Origin of the sequence: Caballeronia sp. SEWSISQ10-4 2, from assembly GCF_030464885.1 — a bacterium.
Taxonomy (GTDB): Bacteria; Pseudomonadota; Gammaproteobacteria; order Burkholderiales; family Burkholderiaceae; genus Caballeronia.
In genome coordinates this window covers 14,199-34,752 of sequence record NZ_JALPRJ010000014.1, presented here as the reverse complement: position 1 = coordinate 34,752, position 20,554 = coordinate 14,199, and the positions used below count along the sequence as shown (strand labels likewise).

Genomic DNA, 20,554 nt, shown 5'->3' with positions numbered 1-20,554 from the left:
CCGCACGATGAAAACTTCGGAGACGAGCAATGACCGCTATGTCGATGATGCCTTAACCATGAACAATAGGTATCCTGACTTCTATTGTTAGTGGCTCTGTGAAATGACATGTAAAACACGTCAGGACTCGGGCCGACGGCACAGAGTCCTGTTTAAGGCATTCGAGAATCAGCGACCGCGCGCAACTCAATGCCGATGATGCACCCACCAATGCCGTGCGTGATCAGCCGCGTGGCCGTGTCTTTGAGACGGCCAATGTGACTCGTGAATTAACAAGATAACAGCGACCAGAGCCAGACCGCCAAGCCCGACAAGCACATTGAGAAGATCAATCGCGGAACTGTGCAAAGTTAATCGCGACGCGGCTCCGACGAGGTCCATCACCGTATTGACAAACTGCTCCATGATGCCCTCCCGCGTCCGCTGCAATTACGTTTACATGATAGGTAAACAAAGGCTTAAGAGTAAGCCTCTTAGCATCGATTTTTCACCTTTCCCAGCGACGAATCCAGCGTTTTGATCAGGCACCGCGGCATTCATCTCAGCGTACAAACCCCAACCACTACCACCCGGCGTTCAGGACGCCGTGCATTCGTAAGCAGATAGGCGCCACGAATGAATCGACCGTGCTAGGCTATGCAAAAATTTTAGTGGGCTTCAGTCAGCATTAGCGCTACCCGTACCGAATAGAGCAAAAAAGGAATATCGGAAATACAGGTTGTTTGACTATGCGCGCCAGCTAGCCCGTCGAGGCCGAACGCAGGCGACCAAGGTGGATCGATGAAGGTAAATCGATGATTGACGATGATCAACGTTAAGCGGCCTATCCTGAAACTGCGCCTGTCAGTCGCATTTTGCGGCTGTGCAACATTAGCCAGTTGCATGGTCGGACCGGATTATCGAACGCCCTCGGCGCCGCCTACCGACACCTATACCACCGCGCCGTTGCCCGAGCGGACAGCCTCCGCGCCGGGCGCCGCCGGTTTGCCGCAACGCTTTGCTCCGGGCCAGGACATTCCCGCAGAATGGTGGGCGCTCTTTCATTGCGAACCACTCGATGCGCTGATTCGTCAAGCACTCGCCAACAGCCCGAACATAGTCGCCGCGCAAGCAGCATTGCGACAAGCCCGCGAGAACTTCTCCGCTCAAGCCGGTGGCACCCTGCTTCCGAGCGTGGACGCGCAACTTGGCGCTACCCGCGAAAAACTGAATGGCATTGCGTTCGGACAGCCGGGAGTCAGCGAGGAATTCAATCTCTACAACGCCTCGGTGAATGTGTCGTACAAGCTCGATATTTTCGGCGGCGCGCGGCGCCAACTCGAGGCGCTGCATTCACAAATCGATTACCAAAACTATCAGCTCCAGGCAGCCTATCTCGCGCTGACTGCGAACATTGTGACCGCGGCGGTCAAGGAAGCGTCGTTGCGTGCGCAGATCGAAGCCACAGAGCGTATTGCCACGGACGAAGGCGACCAGCTTAGTGTCCTCGGCCAGCAGTTCGATCTGGGCGGCGTGAGCCGCACAGCCGTGCTCGCGCAACAAACGCTCTTGGCGCAGACCCGCGCGACGCTGCCGCCGCTGCGCCAGTCACTCGATCAGGTAAGGCACCAACTCGCCGTGCTGGCCGGCATGCTGCCCAGCGACCCGACGCTGCCCGGATTCCGGCTCGACATGTTCTCGTTGCCTGAGACGCTGCCTGTAAGCCTGCCGTCAGCGCTCGTGAGGCAGCGGCCCGACATCCTCGCCGCGGACGCGGTACTGCATCAGGCGAGCGCGCAAATAGGCGTGGCGACCGCCGCGCTGTATCCGCAGATCACGCTCTCCGCCAGCTACGGTGCAGAGGCGCTGGCGCCCTCGCAAGTATTCAAGCCCGGCAGCACGATATGGAGCCTCGGCGCGGGCCTGCTGCAACCGGTCTTCCACGGTGGACAGTTGAGCGCGCAGAAACGCGCGGCCGAGGCAGCCTACGAGCAGGCCGGCGCGCAGTATCGCGAAACGGTGCTGCTGGCGTTCCAGAACGTGGCGGACTCGCTGCGCGCGCTCGATCACGACGCAACCGGCCTGAGAGCGCAGACAGACGCGTGGCGCGCCGCAAGCGACTCGCTGAACCTGACGCGCGGGCAGTATCGCGTGGGCGGCGTGAGCTACCTGTCGCTGCTCGACGCACAACGACAGTACCAGCAAACCGTGACGAGTCTCGCGCAGGCCCAGGCGTCCCGCTATGCCGATACCGCCGCCCTCTTTCAGGCGCTCGGCGGCGGCTGGTGGAACGCGCCACCCAGCGCGCCACCGCCACACTGAAACTGCAAACAACACACGCTGTCAGCAAACCAACGTTCGGCACTTTGCCCATGCCGTTCAAGGACATGACGATGATCGAAAAACGACGGATGGCGAAGCGAATGGTGATCATGCTGATCTGCGTCGGCCTGCTGCTGGCCGCGCTGGTTGGCTTCAACCTGTTCAAGGCGCATATGTTCGCCAAGTTCATGGCGGGCAATTCCGCTCCGCCCGCCACCGTGTCGGCCGCAGTCGCGGGCTACCAGTCATGGCAACCTCAGCTTGCCGCGGTCGGCAGCCTGCGTGCCGTTCGCGGCGTCGATGTCACCACTGAAGTCGCCGGCCTCGTGCGCGAGATTGCGTTCAGTTCGGGGCAGGAAGCGAAGGCCGGACAAATCCTCGTCAGGCTCAACGCCGACACCGACGTGGCGCTGCTCCATTCGCTGCAGGCAGCGGCAGACCTCGCGCAAACCGTCTACCAGCGCGATAAGGCGCAGTACGACATCAAGGCGATCGCCAAGGCGCAGCTCGACGCGGACGCCGCTGACTTGAAAGGCAAGCAGGCCCAAGTCGTGGGACAGGCCGCGCTCGTCGAAAAGAAGACTATCCGCGCACCGTTTGCGGGGCGCCTTGGCATCACCACGATCAATCCGGGGCAGTACATCAATCCAGGCGATGCGATCGTGACGCTGCAAGCTATCGATCCTATCTATGCGGACTTTACGTTACCACAACAACAACTCGGCCAGCTCGCGATCGGCCAGATTGTCGCGGTCGATACCAATGCATACAGCGGACAAACCTTCGCCGGCAAGGTCTTGTCGATCAGCCCGAAAGTCGATAGCGCCACGCGCAACGTACAGGTGGAAGCGACCGTGGACAACCGTGAGCGCAAGCTGCTGCCGGGCATGTATGCCAACGTGAAGATCGAAGCGGGTACCGAACAGCGCTATCTGACACTGCCGCAGACCGCCATCACCTACAACCCCTATGGCGCTACCGTGTTCCTTGTCAGACCCGGCACGCAGCCGAACGCGCAAGGCAAGACGCTGCCGGTCGCCCAACAGGTGTTTGTCACGCCCGGTCCTACACGCGGGGATCAAGTCGCCATCCTGAAGGGCGTCGACGCGGGCGTACAAGTGGTGACCAGCGGCCAGTTGAAGCTCAAGAACGGGACGCCGCTTGTCATCGATAATCGGGTGCAGCCGACCAATAGCCCGAACCCGACGCCTCAGGAACAATAAAGAGCCCGCGCGATGAAATTCACCGATCTCTTCATCCAGCGGCCAGTGCTCGCGTCGGTCGTGAGCCTGCTGATCCTCGTGCTTGGATTGCGCTCGCTGGCGAGTTTGAAAGTCAGCGAATATCCGCAGACCGAAAATGCTGTCGTGACCATCAGCACCGCTTACTACGGCGCGAATGCCGACACTATCGCCGGGTTCATCACGCAACCGCTTGAAGCGGCGGTCGCGCAGGCGCAGGGCATCGACTACTTGTCTTCAACAAGCAGCACCGGTGTCTCGACCATTACTGCAACGCTGCGCCTGAACTACGACGCCAATCGCGCGCTGACCGAAATCAATACGCAGATCGCGTCGGTGCGCAACCAGTTGCCGCCGCAAGCCCAGCAGCCGGTCCTGACGGTCCAGACGGGACAGACCACTGACGCGATGTACATGGGCTTCTACAGCAACGTGCTGCCGAGCAACAACGTCACCGACTATCTGCTGCGTGTCGTCAAACCCAAGCTCGATTCGATCGAAGGCGTGCAGACGGCCGAGATCCTCGGCGGGCGGCAGTTCGCGATGCGCGCGTGGCTCGATTCAACTCGCCTGGCGGCACACGGCGTGACAGCCGCCGATGTCTACACTGCGCTCGGCAACAACAACTATCTTGCGACGCTCGGCACGACCAAGGGGCAGATGGTCAGCGTCGACCTGAACGCAGGCACGGACCTGCATACCGTCGATGACTTCAAGCAACTCGTCGTCAAGCAGAAGAACGGCTCGATCGTGCGGTTGGAGGATGTCTCGAACGTCGTGCTCGGCGCCGACAGCTACGACTTCAACGTCGCGTTCAGCGGCAAGCGCTCTGTGTTTATCGGCATCAAGGTCGCGCCGGATGCGAACATCCTGGACGTAGCCAAACGCGTGCGGCGACTTTTTCCCTCGCTGCAGCAGCAGTTCCCGATCGGCATGACAGGCGATATCGTCTACGACGCTACGGACTTCGTGAACACGGCCATTGTTGAAGTAATCAAGACGCTGGTGGAGGCGCTGCTAATTGTCACTGCGGTGATCTTCCTGTTCCTCGGCAGTTTCCGAGCGGTCATCGTGCCCGTGATCGCGATGCCGTTGTCGCTCATCGGCACGTTCTTCGTGATGCAGTTGCTCGGGTATTCGATCAACCTGCTGACCCTGCTCGCGCTCGTGCTCGCAATCGGGCTGGTGGTGGACGACGCGATCATCGTGGTCGAAAACGTCGATCGGCACATGAAGCATGAAGGCAAGACGCCCTTCGAAGCCGCGTTGATCGCCGCGCGCGAACTGGGTGGCCCGATTCTCGCGATGACCGTCGTGCTCATCGCGGTATACGTGCCGATCGGTTTCCAGGGCGGCTTGACCGGCGCCCTCTTCACCGAGTTCGCATTCTCGCTTGCCGGCGCGGTGGCGGTATCCGGCGTGATTGCCCTGACCTTGTCGCCCATGATGTGCTCGCGCTTTTTCCGCGTGGAGCAGGAGTCCGGGCGCTTCGCGCAGTTCATCGACCGGCAGTTCGACCGTCTTCATCGCGGGTATGGGAGGCTGTTGCATGCAACGCTCGACACCTGGCCCGTGTTCGTCGTGATGGGCGCGTTGCTGCTCTGCGGCGCGGTCTACCTGTTCATGACATCCAAATCCGAGCTTGCGCCGCAGGAGGACCAGGGGATCGTGCTGTCGCAGATCCAGGGGCCGCCGAACGCGACCATCCAGCAAATGCAGATGTATGCGGACCAGGTGTTCGAGATCTCGAAGGCACTGCCCGAATACTCGCAGATGTTCCAGTTGACCGGCGCGCCGACCCTCAACCAGGGGATCGGTGGCGTGCTGTTCAAGACGTGGGATCAGCGCAGCAAAGGCGCGACCGCGTTGCAGCAGGAATTGCAGCAGAAGTGGAATCAGATAGCTGGAGCACGCGTGGCGGCGTTCCAGTTTCCGCCGCTGCCCGGCTCGCAGGGTTTGCCGGTGCAATTCGTGATCAGCACGACCGAGCCGTTCGAGAATCTCAACGAAGTGTCGCAGGCGGTCCTGCAAAAAGCGCGAGCGAGCGGGATGTTTTTCTTCGTCGACAGCGATCTCAAACTCGACAAGCCCGAAGCGTTGCTCGTGGTCGATCGCGACAAGGTGGCGTCGCTCGGGCTCTCGCAAAGCGATGTAGGGCAGACGCTTGGCGCGGCGCTCGGGGGCGGCTACGTCAACTACTTCTCGATCGCGGGACGCTCGTACAAGGTCATTCCGCAGGTGTTGCAGACGGATCGGCTGAATCCATCGCAAGTGCTCGATTATTACCTGCGTACGCCCGACGGCAGTGTTATTCCGGCGGCCACCGTTGCGCATATCCAGCACAACGTCGTGCCGGAATCGATCAACCACTTCCAGCAACTCAACTCGGCAACGATCTCCGGCGTGATTGTGCCGGGCGTGTCTCAAGGCGAGGTGCTCGATTTTCTGCGCACGGCGACCGCACAGGTTGCACCGGCCGGATATTCAGCGGATTACTCGGGGCAGTCCCGGCAGTTCGTGCAGGAATCGGGCGGTTTTGTCCTGACGCTGCTGTTCGCAACGATCATCGTGTTCCTGGCGCTGGCGGCGCAATTCGAGAGTTTCCGCGATCCCGTCGTGATCCTGATCTCCGTGCCGATGGCGCTCTTCGGTGCGCTTGTTTTCATCAACATCGGGTTGACGTCGTTGAATATCTATACGCAGGTCGGGCTCGTCACGTTGATGGGGCTCGTCAGCAAGCACGGCATCCTGATCGTGCAGTTCGCGAATGAATTGCAGCGCGCCGGCAAGTCGAAACGCGAAGCGCTGGAGGAAGCGGCCGGCGTGCGGCTACGGCCGATCCTGATGACGACCGCGGCGATGGTGCTTGGCGTCGTGCCGCTCGTGATCGCGTCCGGTGCCGGTGCGGCGGGCCGCAACGCAATGGGCCTGGTGATCTTCACGGGGCTGTCGATTGGCACGCTGTTCACCTTGTTCGTCGTGCCCGCAATGTATATGTTTTTGGCGGCGGATCATCATCGCGAAGTGATTCAAGAATGACGCTTAGCTCATTCTTGAATCAAATTTTGATTCGATGGGCTATTTTTGAGGTGAGATTGATTCAAGAATGAGGCGATTGATCTAAGATTGAGGCGAAGGCGATCACGATTGCTTCCGGTTTGGCCGAAAATCGCCGTCTTCACCAGTGCGCGACCTTCGGCAATTGCCACCCATACGTGACGGAAGCCACCCGCAAGGTGAAACAAGCAACGCCGCTCAAGAGCGCGGCCGCCATGGGTGAAAGACCGAACCGGCGGCCGACGACCAGCACGACCCCTCCCACGAAGGCGGCGCTCGCATAGATATCGGCGACCAGTACCATGGGTACGCGAGCCAGCAGGATGTCGCGTACTACGCCGCCCCCGACGCCGGTGATCGTTCCCATCAGCGTCGATATAAAAGGCCCTATGCCGTAGCTCAGCGCTTTCTGCGCGCCCGCGACAGCGAATAACGCAAGCCCCGCTGCATCCAGCGCCATGAGCAAAGGTGCCGAGAGATTGCGTGCTTCGCTGTGAAAGACGAAAGTCAGCAAGCCCGTGAGGAAAGCGAGCGCCGGGTAGCGCCAGTCGCGCACGGCATTAGGTGGCGTCGCACCGATCAGCAGATCGCGAATCACGCCGCCGCCAAGCGCGGCGACAAACGACAAGACCATCACTCCGAGCAAGTCGAGCCCGCTCTGCATCGCGGAGATCGCGCCTTCGGCGGCGAAGACGGCTGTTCCCGCCAGATCGGCTACCAGTACTATTGTTTCGATTTTCTTCATCGTTCAAGTCTGCGTTTGGTAATCCCCGAGCATTGAGGAAAAAGCGCCTTCAACCGGCACGGTCCAGATATCGCTTCACCTCCGTGCCGATCCATTCCATGAAATGCGTCTGCTTGACGCTTAGCACCTCACGCTGCTGCCAGACGAGCCAATACGGATACGGGTACGGCACGTGTATATCGGTAATCTGAACCAGTTCGCCGCGAGCAATCGCATCGGCCACGAGCGTGCGCCGCTCAAGCGCAATCCCTTGCCCGAGCAGAACGGCACCCAGCACGATATTCGAATCGTTTGCGGACAGCCCTTCCGCGTTGACGGGCTCGCGCACGTTTGCCGCCTGGCACCAGTCGGTCCACGGTGCATCGGAGCTTCTTATCAGCGGACACGACACGATCTCCTCAGCGGAGCGAGGAAGCTTACCTCCGTTGAAATGCGGAGAAGCCACGACCAGCAGTTCGTCGCTGAATAACGCCTTCTGGGCGAGTTCAGGCCAGTGCCCTTGGCCCATTCGAATACTGACGTCGGCGAGTCCATGCCGCACGTCCTGTATCTCAAGACTTGTCTGCAAGCGAACGCGATAATACGGATGGCGTTCGCGGAAGTTCACAAGGCGAGGCAGCAGCCAATACAGGGCAAACGACGGCAGCGTCGCAATGACCAGTTCGCTCTCTTGCGGGCGGGCCCGGGCCAGAAGGGTCGCGTTTGCGATGTCGCGAAGTGCCGAGCGTATTTCGAGCGCATAGAGACGCCCTTCTTCCGTCAAGCGCAAACCCCTGGCTTCGCGCACGAAGAGCGCAATCCCCAAGGTGTCTTCGAGAATCCTGATCTGCTGGCTGACCGCCGAATGCGTGACGTGGAGTTCGCGCGCGGCGAGCGTGACGCCACCGAGCCGGGAAGCCGCCTCGAAACATCTGAGCGCAGTTAGAGGCGGGATATTTTTCATGTAAGTTTTTCTTACGGAAGACGTTTGTTTATGTCGCTTTTCATACGTCGGCTAAATGCTAATCTGACGGAATAAGCCGTTTTATATCCTTGAACAAGCATGCGAGGCGTCGCGTGCGAACACGGCTGCATGATAGATATTCTAACGGGAAGCGTATGAAACTGATCGGAATGCTGGACTCGCCTTATGTGCGCAGGGTAGCCATTTGCCTCAAGCTGCTCGAACTCGATTTCGAGCATCGCCCTGTTTCCGTATTCAGTGACTTTGAAGAATTCCGCAAGCTCAACCCCGTCGTGAAAGCACCGACCTTGATCCTCGACGATGGTCAAAGCCTGATGGATTCAACGCTGATCCTCGACTATGTGACGTCCCTTGTCGGGTCAGACGCGACGCTGGTTCCACAGCGCGCGGACGAACGTTTGCGCGCAACCAGGCTGACTGGTCTGGCGCTGGCCGCGTGTGACAAGGCGGTTCAGATTGTCTATGAACGCAACTTGCGTCCGATAGAAAAACAGCACGAGCCATGGGTCGATCGCGTCAGCGCCCAATTGCTTGCCGCGCACGCCGGGCTTGAAACCGAACTGGCGTCGGGCACCCTGTCCGTGGACGCTGGCCGGCTTGGGCAAGCGGGCGTGACCGTCGCGGTCGCCTGGAGATTTACCCAGATGATGGTGCCGAAGATTGTTATCGCGGGGGAGTATCCGAACCTGCAATCGTTCTCGGTTTTCGCCGAGCAACTGCCAGCGTTTGTCAGCACGCCGCCTGAGTGAACGCCGGCGAGGGATCGTTGCTGCCTAGTCCACGATTCAACTGACACTGCCCTCGCCACCGCGTAACACAGATTACTTTAAGCATAAAAACCCTAATGTAGAAGTGGTTAACCGCCGTTATGTCCTGGTGACGCGAAACAAGTTCTCGCGTCACGTTCCAGATTGAAGAAAGGACACAACGAATGCGAAATAACCAGCCCGTCACGCAGCACGAGTACGACTTCCCGGCAGCGGACATGCTCGTTTCTGCCACGGATCTTTCCGGCAACATCAAGTACTGCAATCCCGCCTTTGTCGAAGTCTCGGGCTATTCACGAGAAGAGCTGATCGGCCAGCCCCACAATCTGATTCGTCACCCCGATATGCCAAGCGAAGCTTTCGGCGACCTGTGGACGACGATTCGCTCGGGTCGTCCGTGGACGGCCCTCGTCAAGAACCGTCGCAAGAACGGCGACCATTACTGGGTCCGTGCAAACGTGACGCCTGTCATCGAGCATGGCAAGGCAGTCGGTTATCTAAGCGTGCGCGTGAAGCCGGGCCGCGACGAAGTTGAGAGCGTATCCAAGTTGTATGGGCGGATTCGTGCCGGTGCCATGGGTTCGCTGGGTCTCAGAGAGGGCGCGCTCGTACGGACCGGACTGGCAGGCAACTCGGGGAATTGTCGCGCATGCCGGTGGCGTCACGCATCGCGATTGGCTATGCGGCCGGCCCGCTGGCGGTGCTTGCGACCGGGTTGATCGCGTACCAGGGGTTACTGCCCCTGCCCTTGTGGATAGCGTTCGGCGTGAGCGCCCTGATCGGCGCGTTCGGCTGGGCGACCGTCTCGCGTCATGTCGGGGTACCCGTGCGCACCATGTCCGGTTTCGCCGTGCGAATGGCGGCTGGCGATTTAACGGGAGCGATGGAACCCGGCGCTCGCGACGATCTCGGCGATGTCCAACGCGCCCTGAACCAGCTCAAGGCAAACCTCGCCGCCATCGTCCTGGACGTGCGTGGACAGATTGGCGGGGTAATGGACGCCACGCGGGAAATCTCCAGCGGCAACATGGATCTGTCGCGTCGAACTGAGTTGCAGGCGGCATCGTTGCAACAGACCGCCGCAACCATGGACCAATTGACGGCCACGGTGAAGGGCAACGCGGACGCGAGCGTGCGCGCTTTGGACCTCGTGAAAGACGCGCAGGCGGCGGCTAGTGACGGCGGCAAGATCGCGATCCAGGTGGAGCAGACGATGGCCGGCATCAACACGGCGTCGCAGCGTATTGCGGACATTACCGGTGTGATCGACGGCATCGCGTTTCAGACGAACATCCTGGCGCTGAACGCCGCGGTGGAAGCGGCCCGCGCCGGCGAAGCCGGCCGCTCGTTCGCGGTGGTCGCGACCGAAGTGCGCAACCTTGCACAACGGTGCGCGGCGTCGGCGAAGGAAATCAAGGCGGTGGTGGAAACGAGTGTTGCGCAGATCGCGGAAGGGACTGACCTGGTGTCGCGCACGACCAGCCAGATGCATGCAATCGATGCCGCCGTGGAGCGCGTTTCGACGATCATCGGCGAGGTGGCGAATGCGAGCAGCGAGCAGGCCGAGGGCATTCGCCAGGTGAACCAAGCGGTGGCGCATCTGGATGGCTCGACGCAGCAGAATGCTGCACCGGTCGAGCAGGCTGCGGCGACTGCGCAGCGCCTGGCCGAACGAGCAGATGTACTCGATGACGCCATGCGGCTGTTTACGGTCGGGACTGTGTGAGACCGGTGTTCACGCCAGTTTCACTATGAGTTCATCGCCATGAGATCTGCCTTAACCTGTTCGAGCACTGGCAGCCAGTCACCGTACTGTCGCTGCCGATAAATCCGCATCGACGGATACCATGGACTGTCGTCGCGCCCAAGCATCCACACCCAATGCGGGTTGACGTCGAGCAGTAGCCATGTAGGCACACCCAGTGCGCCCGACAGATGAGCAACCGATGTGCACACAGTAATGACCAGATCGAGATCGCAGACGAGCGCCGCCGATTCGTCGAACGACTTGAGCTCTTTCGTGCAGTCGATAACCTCCAGTCCGTCGGACGCCATCGCCGCAACTTCGTCTGCGCCGTCGATCTGCAGGCTATAAAACTCGACACCGGACAGCGAGCCAAACGCGCGCGCATAGAGCGCGGGTGGCACCGAACGGAGCGGATTGCGCTGGTGCGTACGACTGCCACTCCAGACGAGCCCGACTTTGAGACCACTGCCACGTTGCAGCTTCTCGCGCCAGTACGCTGTGCGCCGGGCGTCAGTGACGACGTAAGAGGACGGTGCCGGCAGGTTGTCCAGCGTGACGCCAAGCGCGAGCGGCAGGCTGCCGACCGGGATATGAAAGTCAAAGTCGGGTAGCCGGGCTGTATCGTGAGGCACGACGTCGACTTCGTGGTCAGACAGACTGCGCTCGAATAATTCAGATAGCGGCGCGAAGGCGCAATAGATCAGTTTCGCGCGTTCTTGCACGCGCCGCGCAATTTCCGGAATGAAGCGTGCGAACTGCAGAGCGTCGCCGAACCCCTGTTCGCCCCAGACAAACAGTGTGCGCCCGGTCAGATCCTCACCGCGCCACTGCCTGTCCGGATCCAGACGCTTCGCGCCGTTCAGCTCCGGCGAACCCGCCCATCTCGCCTCGTGGTTCGCCCAGCCGTTACGATAGTCGCCCCGCTGCAATTGCAGCATCGCGAGCGCCCACTGTACTGTTGTGTCGGCCGGAGCAAACTGTGATGCCCGCAACGCAATATCCAGCGCCTCGTCCGGGCGCTGTAGTTCCTTGAGCGCGTTGATCAGCGCCATCAGCGCCGTCAAGTAATTGGGGGCCAGTGTGCACGCGCGTTCCGCTGCGATACAGGCAAACCCGGGCTCACGCAATTTCAGCCAGATCGACGCTGCGTTGGTCCAGGCAAGATGGTTGTTGGCATCGGCACGAATCGCATCCTCGCAAAACCTGAGCGCTATCTGATAGTCCTGCATCGAATAGTGCAGTGCGGCCAGGTTATTGCGCAGCATCGGGTAGTCCGCGTTCAACGCCAACACGCGCCTGTACGCATCGAGTGCGCTCGACGTCGAGCCGTTCTGCTGATGCGCGAGCGCAAGTTGAAACCACGGGTCCGGCAAATCGGGACGCAGTTCACACCACGCTTCGGCGATTCGCGCGGTCAGTGGGTGGCTTTGCAGGTGCTGCAGCAGTTCGACCCATTCTCCCATCCAGTCTCCAGCCTCCGGCTCGATGCGCCAAGCCTGCTCCCACAATTCGTGTGCACGCTTCAATTGCCCTTGCTTGCGCGCAAGCCGGGCCATTTCGACCAGCGCCGGCGCAAAGCGGGGCGCCACGGCCAACGAACGATCGAGCATCGCGGCTGCATCCTGATAGCGCCCGCGTAGCCGCAGCAGATGTGCACACGTTGTAAGTGCGCCGGCATCGTGGGGCTGCAGACTCAGCCAGTGCTCGATTTCCTGCGACGCTGTAATCAGATCGCCGCAGGCCAGGCGCTGCTGAATACGCAAGAACGGAGTGTCGTGGAGGACCATGGCGGTGGACATGTGAAAGATGGCTTGAGACGTCGAGCAGGAGTTAAATGCCGCTCAGATTTTCTGCCAACGCAGCAAACAGTTCAAGTCCGAACCGGTTCGATCGATGAATCAATTCACTCATCGATTGCAGTCACCCTTTCACCACAATCGACACTCGTCGATCCGGCTGCAGGCAGTCGATGACTTCACGCGAAGATCCATCCGGACAATGCGATATCGGCCGACTGGAGCCCGCACCTTGCGCATGGACAAGACTGCCATCCAGCCCGTGTGCAATGAGATAGGCGCGTACGGTATTCGCTCGTGCAAGCGATAAACTTTGGTTGACGGCCACGGAACCAATCCTGTCCGTATAGCCGACCACGGTGATTTCGCTCACGCCTTCGTGAGTCTTGATTTGCTCGATTGCTTTGTCGAGCTTTGCCTTTCCATCTGGCCGCATAGAGTCCAGACTCGATTTATCGAATGCAAATAGTGTGTCGCTTTGCAGCGTAAATTGCTCGATCGGCTTCGTCTCCCCCTCAACGGGTGCGGACGTTGCAAAAGCCGTTGGCTCAAGAAAGCCAGCACAGGATGGGTCACGCCAATAGGCGCCGCTCACTTTCATATGGCTATCGAACTGAACCTGATACTGGCAAGTGACCGTCTCATTGCCGCGACGAAAACTGAATAGATAGTTCCACACATGAACCGCGACGATGCCCTCATGGAAATGGGGCGGCCCCAGCAGGTCGACCATCTGGTCCTTGGTCAGCCCGGGGCCGACGTTGCGCAGATTGTTCACGTTGACGAACGTACCGTCTGTCAGCGTCGTTGATTGAGGATCTGGAAACTTCGGAGGCGATTCGGCGGTCGTACAGCCGCCAAGCATCACTGCCGCGAAAAAACTGGAGAACATCGCAAGGACTCTTTGATTTTTCATTTCTGTGTCTCGCATCGAATGATTGGCAGGACATCCGCTATACGCTGGCAGCAGTTACGACGAAGTTGCATAGCTGTACGGGTACGGATGTCCATCGGAAGTCGCGTTCTCGTGATCACCATTGGTAACCTGCGCCGATGACCGCACCGTAGTTGTTGCGTGTGTTCGTCGACACCGCCGCCTTGTAGATCCAGTGGTTGTTTTCCGAGATCGTGGAGATGCCGAGTGCTTGTCCAGACTGGCTTCGATAAATGCTGCCCGCGATCGACACCATGCTCTTTCCGGGACCGGACGGTTGCGGCAATCCGGCGACGGCCATCGCCGTTGCTGCGCCCGCATCCGCGTCACGCCGGAGCCCCTGGATCTGACTATCCGTGTAACTGTTTGCCTGCGCGACGCCAGCATTTAACTGATTCAGATTGACCGCGTCCGTGCCGCCTGTTCCTGGGGCAATGTTGATAAGTTGTCGTGGCGCGTCGGCCGCTCCCACGGCAACCACGTTAGCGCGTCCTCCGTCGTTACTACCTGTGCCGATCGCAACGGAGTTGCTACCAGTTGACGTTGCTCCCTGACCCACCGCAGTCGATCCGTTACCGGACGCTGTGGAGGTGTTACCCACCGCCGTGCTGTTAGAGCCGGAAGCGACCGCGCCCTGTCCGCCCGCCGACGAATTCGATCCGGTGGACGCGGGTGGAGTCGAAGAACCCGATGTGGACGGGAAGCCACCGCCGCCCCCATTTTGATTATTTATCAGGGTGGCCAACTGCGTGCTGACCGCGTCAAGCTGGCTTACGTTCACCGCATCGGTGCCGGCCTTGCCGGCAGCCACGCCCGTAATCTGCCGGTTACCCACGTTGATTTCACCCGCCGAAGACTGCGGGGTGCTAAGCCCGTACGCGATGTAGTTGCTCAACGCCCCGACAGTCGTGACAGAACCCGCACCAAGCGCCACGCTGTTTGCGAGAGAAGCACTCGCCCCTGCGCCAATAGCGACCGCATCGATAGCGCTGCTTTGCGCGCCTGAGCCCAAGGCAACGCCGCCTGCGTTAGCCGCGCTCGCGTTCGCGCCTTGCGCGAGTGACTGCGCGCCGCTTGCGACCGCGCCGCTACCGATCGCGATTGCGTCCGCTTGCGCCGAATGCGCCAGCTCCCCCATGGCGACGCCGCCGGGCGCCGTCGCGTCGACCACGGCTCCGTTGCCGATACCTACGCCGTTGTCACCGTTGACAACGGTCGTCGGCCCGACTGCGATCGACTGCGCGCCCACCGCCAACGAGTCCGCCGCTGTCGAGTTCGCGTGAAAGTACAACTGCCCCGTTACGGCGAACGACGACAGAGCGCCGGCAAGCTGCCTGACGGTGACCGCATCCTGTGCCTTCGTTCCGTCGGCGACATTGATCAGCTGGCGATACGCATTTCCACTAGCACTGCCGAAGGACACCGCCCCTAGCAGAGTTTGATCGGAGGTATTGAAGGGAATCGCATGGGTGCCATTCGCAATTGAACCAATGCCCGACAGGACCGCGCGATCGGACACCGATCCCGAGCCGATAGCGACGCCTCCGGCCACCGAAGCGCTTGCCTGCGACCCAAGCGCGAGTGCGTTGTCCGCCTGTGCCTGCGCGCCGTTACCGCCGGCAAAGCTGCCTGCTCCGCTCGCCGCGGCGTTCACGCCGGCCGCCAGTGCGTTGGTGCCCGTGGCGCCGTCGTTGTTGTAGTTGCCGCTTGGCGTACCGCCATCGTTGATGCTGTAGTAGTGCGTCTTGCTGGCGGCCACCGTAGTCGCCAAGCTGTTGATCGCCTGGTCACTCGCGTATAACTGCGAGCCGTTCACCGCGTCAGTGCTGCTCGCGCTCACCCGGCCTGCTGCCACGTTGGTCACCGTGCGCTCGCTACCCGCGCTGCCCACGCTTACCGTGCTGGTCGGTGCCGTACCCGCGTACGTGTATGCGGTGCCGTTGATGGTGTCGCCAGTGGTCGCCACCGCCGCGGCCGTGGTCGAACCGCTGCCGAGCGCAACGGCATTGACGTTATTTGCCACCGCGCCCTGACCCAGGGCCGTGCTGCTGGCACCTGCCGCGCTGGCGGCCACGCCTGCCGCAAGTGCGTTGGTGCCGGTAGCACCGTCGTTGGCGTAGTTAGCACTCTGGGTACCGCCATCGTTGACGCTGTAGTAGTGCGCCTTATTGGCGGTTACGGTCGTGGACAGATTGTTGACCGCCTGATCGGTCGCATACAACTGCGAGCCGTTCACTGCATCGGTGCTGGTGGCGCTCACCCGGCCTGCCGCCACGTTGGTCACCGTGCGCTCGTTGCCCACGCTGCCCACGCTTACCGTGCTCGTCGGGGCCGTACCGGCGTACGTGTATGCCGTGCCGTTGATGGTGTCGCCGGTGGTCGCTACCGCCGCAGCCGTGGTCGAAGCGCTGCCCAGCGCCACGCTATTGGCGAACGTCGAACTCGCCCCTGCGCCAAGCGCCACGGCGTCCGTGGCGCTGCTCTGCGCACCTGAGCCCAAGGCAATGCCGCCTGCGTTAGCCGCGCTCGCGTTCACGCCTTGCGCGAGTGACTGCGCGCCGCTTGCGACCGCGCCGCTACCGATCGCGATTGCGTCCGCTTGCGCCGAATGCGCCAGCTCCCCCATGGCGACGCCGCCGGGCGCCGTCGCATCGACCACTGCCCCGTTGCCGATACCTACGCCGTTGTCACCGTTGACGACGGTCGTCGGCCCGACTGCGATCGACTGCGCTCCCACGGCCAACGAATCGGCCGCAGTCGAATTCGCGTGAAAGTACAGCTGTCCGGTAACGGCGAAAGATGACAGCGCACCAGCAAGCTGCCTGATGGTGACCGCATCTTGCGCCTGCGTGCCGTCCGCGACGTTTGTCAGCTGGCGATATGTGTTGGCGGTCGCACTGCCGAAAGACACTGCGCCGAGCAAGGTTCGATCCGACGTGTTGAAGGGAATCGCGTGGCTGCCATTGGCGATGGAGCCAACCCCGGAGAGAACCGCGCGGTCGGACACCGATCCGGAGCCAATGGCCACGGCTCCCGCTACCAAGACGCTGGACTGCGCGCCAAGAGCGAGGGAGTTAGCCAGCTGCGCGCTTGCGCCATTACCCGCTGCGAGACTGCTCGCTCCGCTGGCGACCGCGAGAGGGCCAATCGCAACGCTGTCGGCACCCGTAGCCTGGCTGTCGGCGGCGGTGGAATTGGCGTGGAAGTACTTGATTCCCAGTTCGGTACCACCACCGGTCACGGCGTTGACCAGGTTCTGCACTGAGGTATAGGTGTTACCGCCATAGCTCAGGCTGGTGGCTACCGTACCGGTCGTGGTGTCATAGGTGCTGCCACCACCCAGGCTGGAGGCCACACTGTTGCCCAGGTTGGTCACCTGCCCGCTCAGCGTATGGCCCACGTTGTACAACTGGCTGCCGTTCACCGCATCGGTGCTGGTGGCGCTCACCTCACCATCGGCCAGTTGGGTAATCTGGCGCTGCCCGACCGCCACCGCACCATTGGCCGGAGCCTGGTTCACGGTGAAAGTCTGGCCGTTCACTACGGCATTGGCCGTCGTGTAGGTGGTGGTCGCGTCCGCGCCGTTGCTGGTGGTGCCGTTACCGAGCGCGACATCGCCCGCGCCGTTGGCGACCGCACCCGAACCCACCGCAGTGCTGTTCGTACCGGCAGCCGCCGGCGCCGTGTATGTGCTCGGGTTACCGGTGATCCACCTATTTGCCGCCGAGGTGGTCGAGCTGGTCAACTGGCTGACGTTCACCGCATCGGTTGGATTGACTCCCGCGGCCAGGTTGGTGATCGTGACGCCGCCCGCCGGCGCGCCTGCACCGCCGGTCGCCCCCAAGGTAATCGTGTTACCGCCTGCTGCGTCGTACTTGACCGCGATATTCGCGGTGTTGTCGACATTCGTGTTGAGCGCTGAAAGCGCACCGGACACTGTGGTCTGCGCACTGGTTGCGCCCACCGCACCCGTGCTGCTGACACTGTTGATTGGCTGGCTGAAGCCGGTGATGCTGCCTGTGGCCGAACTGTAGGTGGCGCTGCCGCCCAGCGTTGCCGCCGTTGACGCACCTAAGCTGTTGACGCCGGTGACTACCGAGTTCAACTGCGACCCATTGATCGCATCGGTGCTGGTAGCCGAAATCACGCCTGCCGCCACGTTCTGGATCTGGCGTTCAGTGCCCGCCGCACCCACCGACACCACACCATTGGTCGAAGCAGCCGCCTCTACACCGGCTGCTGTCCCGCCGAACTGGGCAGTCGTCCCCGTGTGTGGCGCTGCCGTAGTCGAATGCGAACCCAGCGCTATGTCGTTGGTGTTATTGGCCACCGCAGTATCGCCCAGGGCCACTGCACCGGCTGCCGCCGCGTTGCTCGTGTTGCCAAGTGCGACGGAGCCCTGACCGGTCGATGTGTTGGCATTGCCAAGCGCAATTGCGCCCTGGCCGTTGGACGTATTGTTCGCGCCCATCGCTATGGCACCGGTACCGGTCGCCGAGTTCGGATCGCCGATGGCTACTGCACCATTGCCGCTAGCAGTATTGGCAACACCGATCGACACAGCCTGGCCTCCCGTCGCCGTTGCCGTCTGGCCGATCGCTACCGCGCCGGCCGAATTTGCCTTGGCTCCGCTGCCCTGGGCTATCGAATTGCCGCCCGTGGCCTGGGCTCCGTTACCCAAGGCAACCGCAGACGCTCCCGATGCCGTGGCAGCATTACCGCCGGCGAATGCCTGACCGCCCGTCGCTTGTGCCGATACGCCAACAGCCGTATCCCTGGTTACCGTCGTCGATCCGGATACTCCCGCGATAGCGCCGAGCCCCAACGCAGCGTCGGAATTGTTAAACGCAGATGCACTGGAACCCAACGCGATCGAGCCGACACCCGATGAGACGACAGGGCCACCTGAGCCATTTCCACCAATCGCGATAGAAGCAAAGCTCGATGCGGTGGCAAGAGTACCTATGGCAACAGCACTGACTCCATTAGCGCTGTTACTGGTGCCGACAGCGATTGCACTTTGCCCATTTGCTGTTGACGACGCGCCAACACCCACGGAGTTGAGGCCTCCAGCGACATTGTTGGTACCAAGCGAAACCGCCTGCCCTCCCGAGGCGGAGGCACCCAGGCCAATCGCGATGGCGTCGGCACTAGCCGTCTTCGCCGTAGTCCCGATCGCTATTGTGTTGATGTTGGCACCTGTCGACGCACCGTCGCCTTCGGCGATCGACGAGCTCCCGGTGGCGCTCGCACCTGCCCCGATTGCGATGGCGCGAATACCTGAGGCAGTTGGAGCAGCGGCCGCAACCGGCGTCCCTGCACCGCCCTCAGCGGTCGAGTCGGCACTACCGAGCGCCAGGGAACTGGCACCGGTTGCCTGGGCTGAAACGCCCAAAGCTGATGCCCCCGCTGCAGTCGTGCTTGCACCGCTGCCTATTGCCGTCGTATTAGCCTGATTTGCCGTTGCACCTTGACCCAATACCGAGCTTTGCGCGCCGGTCGTATTCGCGCCCGCACCGATTGACACGCTGTTAGAACCCGACGCGAAAGCATTGATGCCAACGGCCGTTGCATTTGTTGTGGCGGAGCTGCCAGCGCCTAAAGCCGTCGCGGAAACGCCGGAGGCATGGGTATTTAGACCAAGTGCCACTGCATTATCGGCGGAGGCGGTGGCGCCCGGGCCCAAAGCTGTCGAAGACGTGCCGGTGGAGAGGGCAAGGTCGCCCAGCGCAACAGCAAGCAAGCCAGATGCGGAGGCGCCCGGTCCAACGGAAACAGCGCCGCTATTGCCTGCAAACGAGAACTCACCAATCGATATTGCGTTAGAACCGGACGCCACCGCAGTCCAGCCCAGGGCGAGTGAATTAGTTGCTGACGCAGTAGCGGCCTGCCCGATTGCAGTTGCCAGACCTCCGGAAGCCACTGAAAAGACCCCCATAGAGACGGCATCCACGCCACTTGCAGTTGCGGTATTGCCGTAAGCCACGGAGCGTGTATTTGACGCTGTCGATCCCGGGCCAGCCGCTAATGAACCAGATCCTGTCGCAGTCCCGCCAGCGAGTTGTGCCCACGCATCGGTAACAAAAATACACGTCAACAAAACAGCGAGATGTTTTTTAGGGACGCGCTTCAACCCACGATCACCGAAACTTCCACTGTGGTCCTTGCGTGAATGTGCCCCGGAAGAAACCAGCGTCGCCCCACCCCTGCCTTTACTCCGCGCCACACATAACTCAGATACAGCCACAAAGGCACCTAGCGCCTTATTCCAGATCGACCGATATACCTTGTTCATGTTTTTTCCTGTTCTATATTGCTAGCGCCTACCCCTAATCTTTCATAAGGATAACTATACATATATGTCAGAAGGAAAGGATTGGCAGTGCATTTATCTATTGCGGGAGAACTGCATTTCCTTGCGCCCGACATCGATACTTAGACATCCTTAATGTGAACGTGCGCCATCCTCCTGCCGGGAGGATTCACATGAGGAAGGTATCGATGAGGGGCGGCTGGACCGTTTCTATTTTCTGGCATCCTGGCCGCGCAGACTGCAGCGGGCCGTTGGCTTATGAAGGGCCGAAGGGCCACGGCATATCGATGCCCATTGCGCAAAAGAGCGCTAGTTGCCTACCTAAAGGCGATTGTTGGTGTGCCAAACGTTTGCTTTGCACTGTCTTGCCCGGAATACTCATAATTACCGGCCCCCGAATGAAGTGCTGCGATCGTGCTCTCGGCGCGGCATGGCAAACGCTCTATGCCGCGCTGCAAGTGTCATATTTCTGTTTCAGCGACGTTTTGCGCACTATGTGAACTGATGACCGAGAAATGTTCGCGTCGACGTGGATTTCCGTGGCGCAGTAAGACAAGGTAAGTTCCCGTAAGTGCTGATGAAACTTTCGCATAATTGTTTTTGTTTGTCTACAGAAACAAATCGCCTATTCCGTCGCACAGTAGAGGTGTCTTGATTGGGTAATGTCGACTTCTAATTTTTTTATCGCG

At 60.8% G+C, this 20,554-nt stretch carries 10 protein-coding genes and 1 pseudogene; 5 read left to right on the top strand and 6 right to left on the bottom strand.

What is annotated here, in order from left to right:
• Nucleotides 1-186: 186 nt before the first annotated feature.
• Nucleotides 187-405: a hypothetical protein gene (locus M0D69_RS11845; protein ID WP_301782207.1), complete on the bottom strand. Its 219-nt coding sequence runs from the start codon at nucleotides 403-405 to the stop codon at nucleotides 187-189.
• Between the two features lie 399 nt (nucleotides 406-804).
• Here M0D69_RS11845 and M0D69_RS11840 point away from each other — a divergent pair, with 399 nt between their 5' ends.
• The 3 genes from M0D69_RS11840 (at nucleotide 805) to M0D69_RS11830 (ending at nucleotide 6,581) form a co-directional block, all read left to right on the top strand.
• Complete coding sequence (locus M0D69_RS11840) at nucleotides 805-2,301, top strand: efflux transporter outer membrane subunit (RefSeq protein ID WP_301782206.1); 1,497 nt, start codon at nucleotides 805-807, stop codon at nucleotides 2,299-2,301.
• 71 nt (nucleotides 2,302-2,372) lie between these two features.
• Entirely contained in the window at nucleotides 2,373-3,524 is a 1,152-nt protein-coding gene (locus M0D69_RS11835; RefSeq protein ID WP_301782283.1) for an efflux RND transporter periplasmic adaptor subunit, read from the top strand.
• A gap of 12 nt (nucleotides 3,525-3,536) precedes the next feature.
• Nucleotides 3,537-6,581 carry an efflux RND transporter permease subunit gene (locus M0D69_RS11830; protein ID WP_301782205.1) on the top strand — a complete coding sequence of 1,015 codons (3,045 nt, stop codon included), beginning with the start codon at nucleotides 3,537-3,539 and terminating at the stop codon, nucleotides 6,579-6,581.
• A 139-nt stretch (nucleotides 6,582-6,720) separates the two neighbouring features.
• Here the strand turns inward: M0D69_RS11830 and M0D69_RS11825 are convergent, their stop codons facing one another.
• Both M0D69_RS11825 and M0D69_RS11820 read right to left on the bottom strand, forming a co-directional pair.
• Nucleotides 6,721-7,344: a trimeric intracellular cation channel family protein gene (locus M0D69_RS11825; protein ID WP_301782204.1), complete on the bottom strand. Its 624-nt coding sequence runs from the start codon at nucleotides 7,342-7,344 to the stop codon at nucleotides 6,721-6,723.
• 49 nt (nucleotides 7,345-7,393) lie between these two features.
• Complete coding sequence (locus tag M0D69_RS11820) at nucleotides 7,394-8,287, bottom strand: LysR substrate-binding domain-containing protein (protein ID WP_301782203.1); 894 nt, start codon at nucleotides 8,285-8,287, stop codon at nucleotides 7,394-7,396.
• Nucleotides 8,288-8,442: 155 nt separating this feature from the next.
• On the opposite strand from M0D69_RS11820, the gene M0D69_RS11815 reads away from it, so the two are divergent.
• Together M0D69_RS11815 and M0D69_RS11810 are read left to right on the top strand one after the other, a co-directional pair.
• On the top strand, nucleotides 8,443-9,057 hold the full coding sequence (locus tag M0D69_RS11815) for a glutathione S-transferase (RefSeq protein WP_301782202.1): 615 nt from the start codon (nucleotides 8,443-8,445) through the stop codon (nucleotides 9,055-9,057).
• Nucleotides 9,058-9,239: 182 nt separating this feature from the next.
• A pseudogene (locus M0D69_RS11810) lies at nucleotides 9,240-10,801 on the top strand (methyl-accepting chemotaxis protein).
• Nucleotides 10,802-10,824: 23 nt separating this feature from the next.
• On the opposite strand, the gene M0D69_RS11805 reads toward M0D69_RS11810, so the two are convergent.
• The 3 genes from M0D69_RS11805 to M0D69_RS11795 form a co-directional block, all read right to left on the bottom strand.
• Complete coding sequence (locus tag M0D69_RS11805) at nucleotides 10,825-12,621, bottom strand: tetratricopeptide repeat protein (RefSeq protein ID WP_301782201.1); 1,797 nt, start codon at nucleotides 12,619-12,621, stop codon at nucleotides 10,825-10,827.
• 121 nt (nucleotides 12,622-12,742) lie between these two features.
• A complete protein-coding gene (locus tag M0D69_RS11800) occupies nucleotides 12,743-13,549 on the bottom strand; it encodes an OmpA family protein (protein ID WP_301782200.1) in 807 nt (268 codons plus the stop codon).
• Between the two features lie 100 nt (nucleotides 13,550-13,649).
• The gene (locus M0D69_RS11795) at nucleotides 13,650-19,847 is read right to left on the bottom strand and encodes an ESPR-type extended signal peptide-containing protein (protein ID WP_301782199.1); all 6,198 of its coding nucleotides are present in this window, start codon (nucleotides 19,845-19,847) and stop codon (nucleotides 13,650-13,652) included.
• Nucleotides 19,848-20,554: the final 707 nt, after the last annotated feature.

Bases quoted from the DNA above. Each gene is read 5' to 3' on its own strand.
- M0D69_RS11835 (WP_301782283.1), top strand. From the start codon at position 2,373: ATGATCGAAAAACGACGGATGGCGAAGCGAATGGTGATCATGCTGATC.
- M0D69_RS11840 (WP_301782206.1), top strand. From the start codon at position 805: ATGATCAACGTTAAGCGGCCTATCCTGAAACTGCGCCTGTCAGTCGCA.
- M0D69_RS11830 (WP_301782205.1), top strand. From the start codon at position 3,537: ATGAAATTCACCGATCTCTTCATCCAGCGGCCAGTGCTCGCGTCGGTC.
- M0D69_RS11845 (WP_301782207.1), bottom strand. From the start codon at position 405: ATGGAGCAGTTTGTCAATACGGTGATGGACCTCGTCGGAGCCGCGTCG.
- M0D69_RS11805 (WP_301782201.1), bottom strand. From the start codon at position 12,621: ATGTCCACCGCCATGGTCCTCCACGACACTCCGTTCTTGCGTATTCAG.
- M0D69_RS11795 (WP_301782199.1), bottom strand. From the start codon at position 19,847: ATGAACAAGGTATATCGGTCGATCTGGAATAAGGCGCTAGGTGCCTTT.
- M0D69_RS11825 (WP_301782204.1), bottom strand. From the start codon at position 7,344: ATGAAGAAAATCGAAACAATAGTACTGGTAGCCGATCTGGCGGGAACA.
- M0D69_RS11800 (WP_301782200.1), bottom strand. From the start codon at position 13,549: ATGCGAGACACAGAAATGAAAAATCAAAGAGTCCTTGCGATGTTCTCC.
- M0D69_RS11815 (WP_301782202.1), top strand. From the start codon at position 8,443: ATGAAACTGATCGGAATGCTGGACTCGCCTTATGTGCGCAGGGTAGCC.
- M0D69_RS11820 (WP_301782203.1), bottom strand. From the start codon at position 8,287: ATGAAAAATATCCCGCCTCTAACTGCGCTCAGATGTTTCGAGGCGGCT.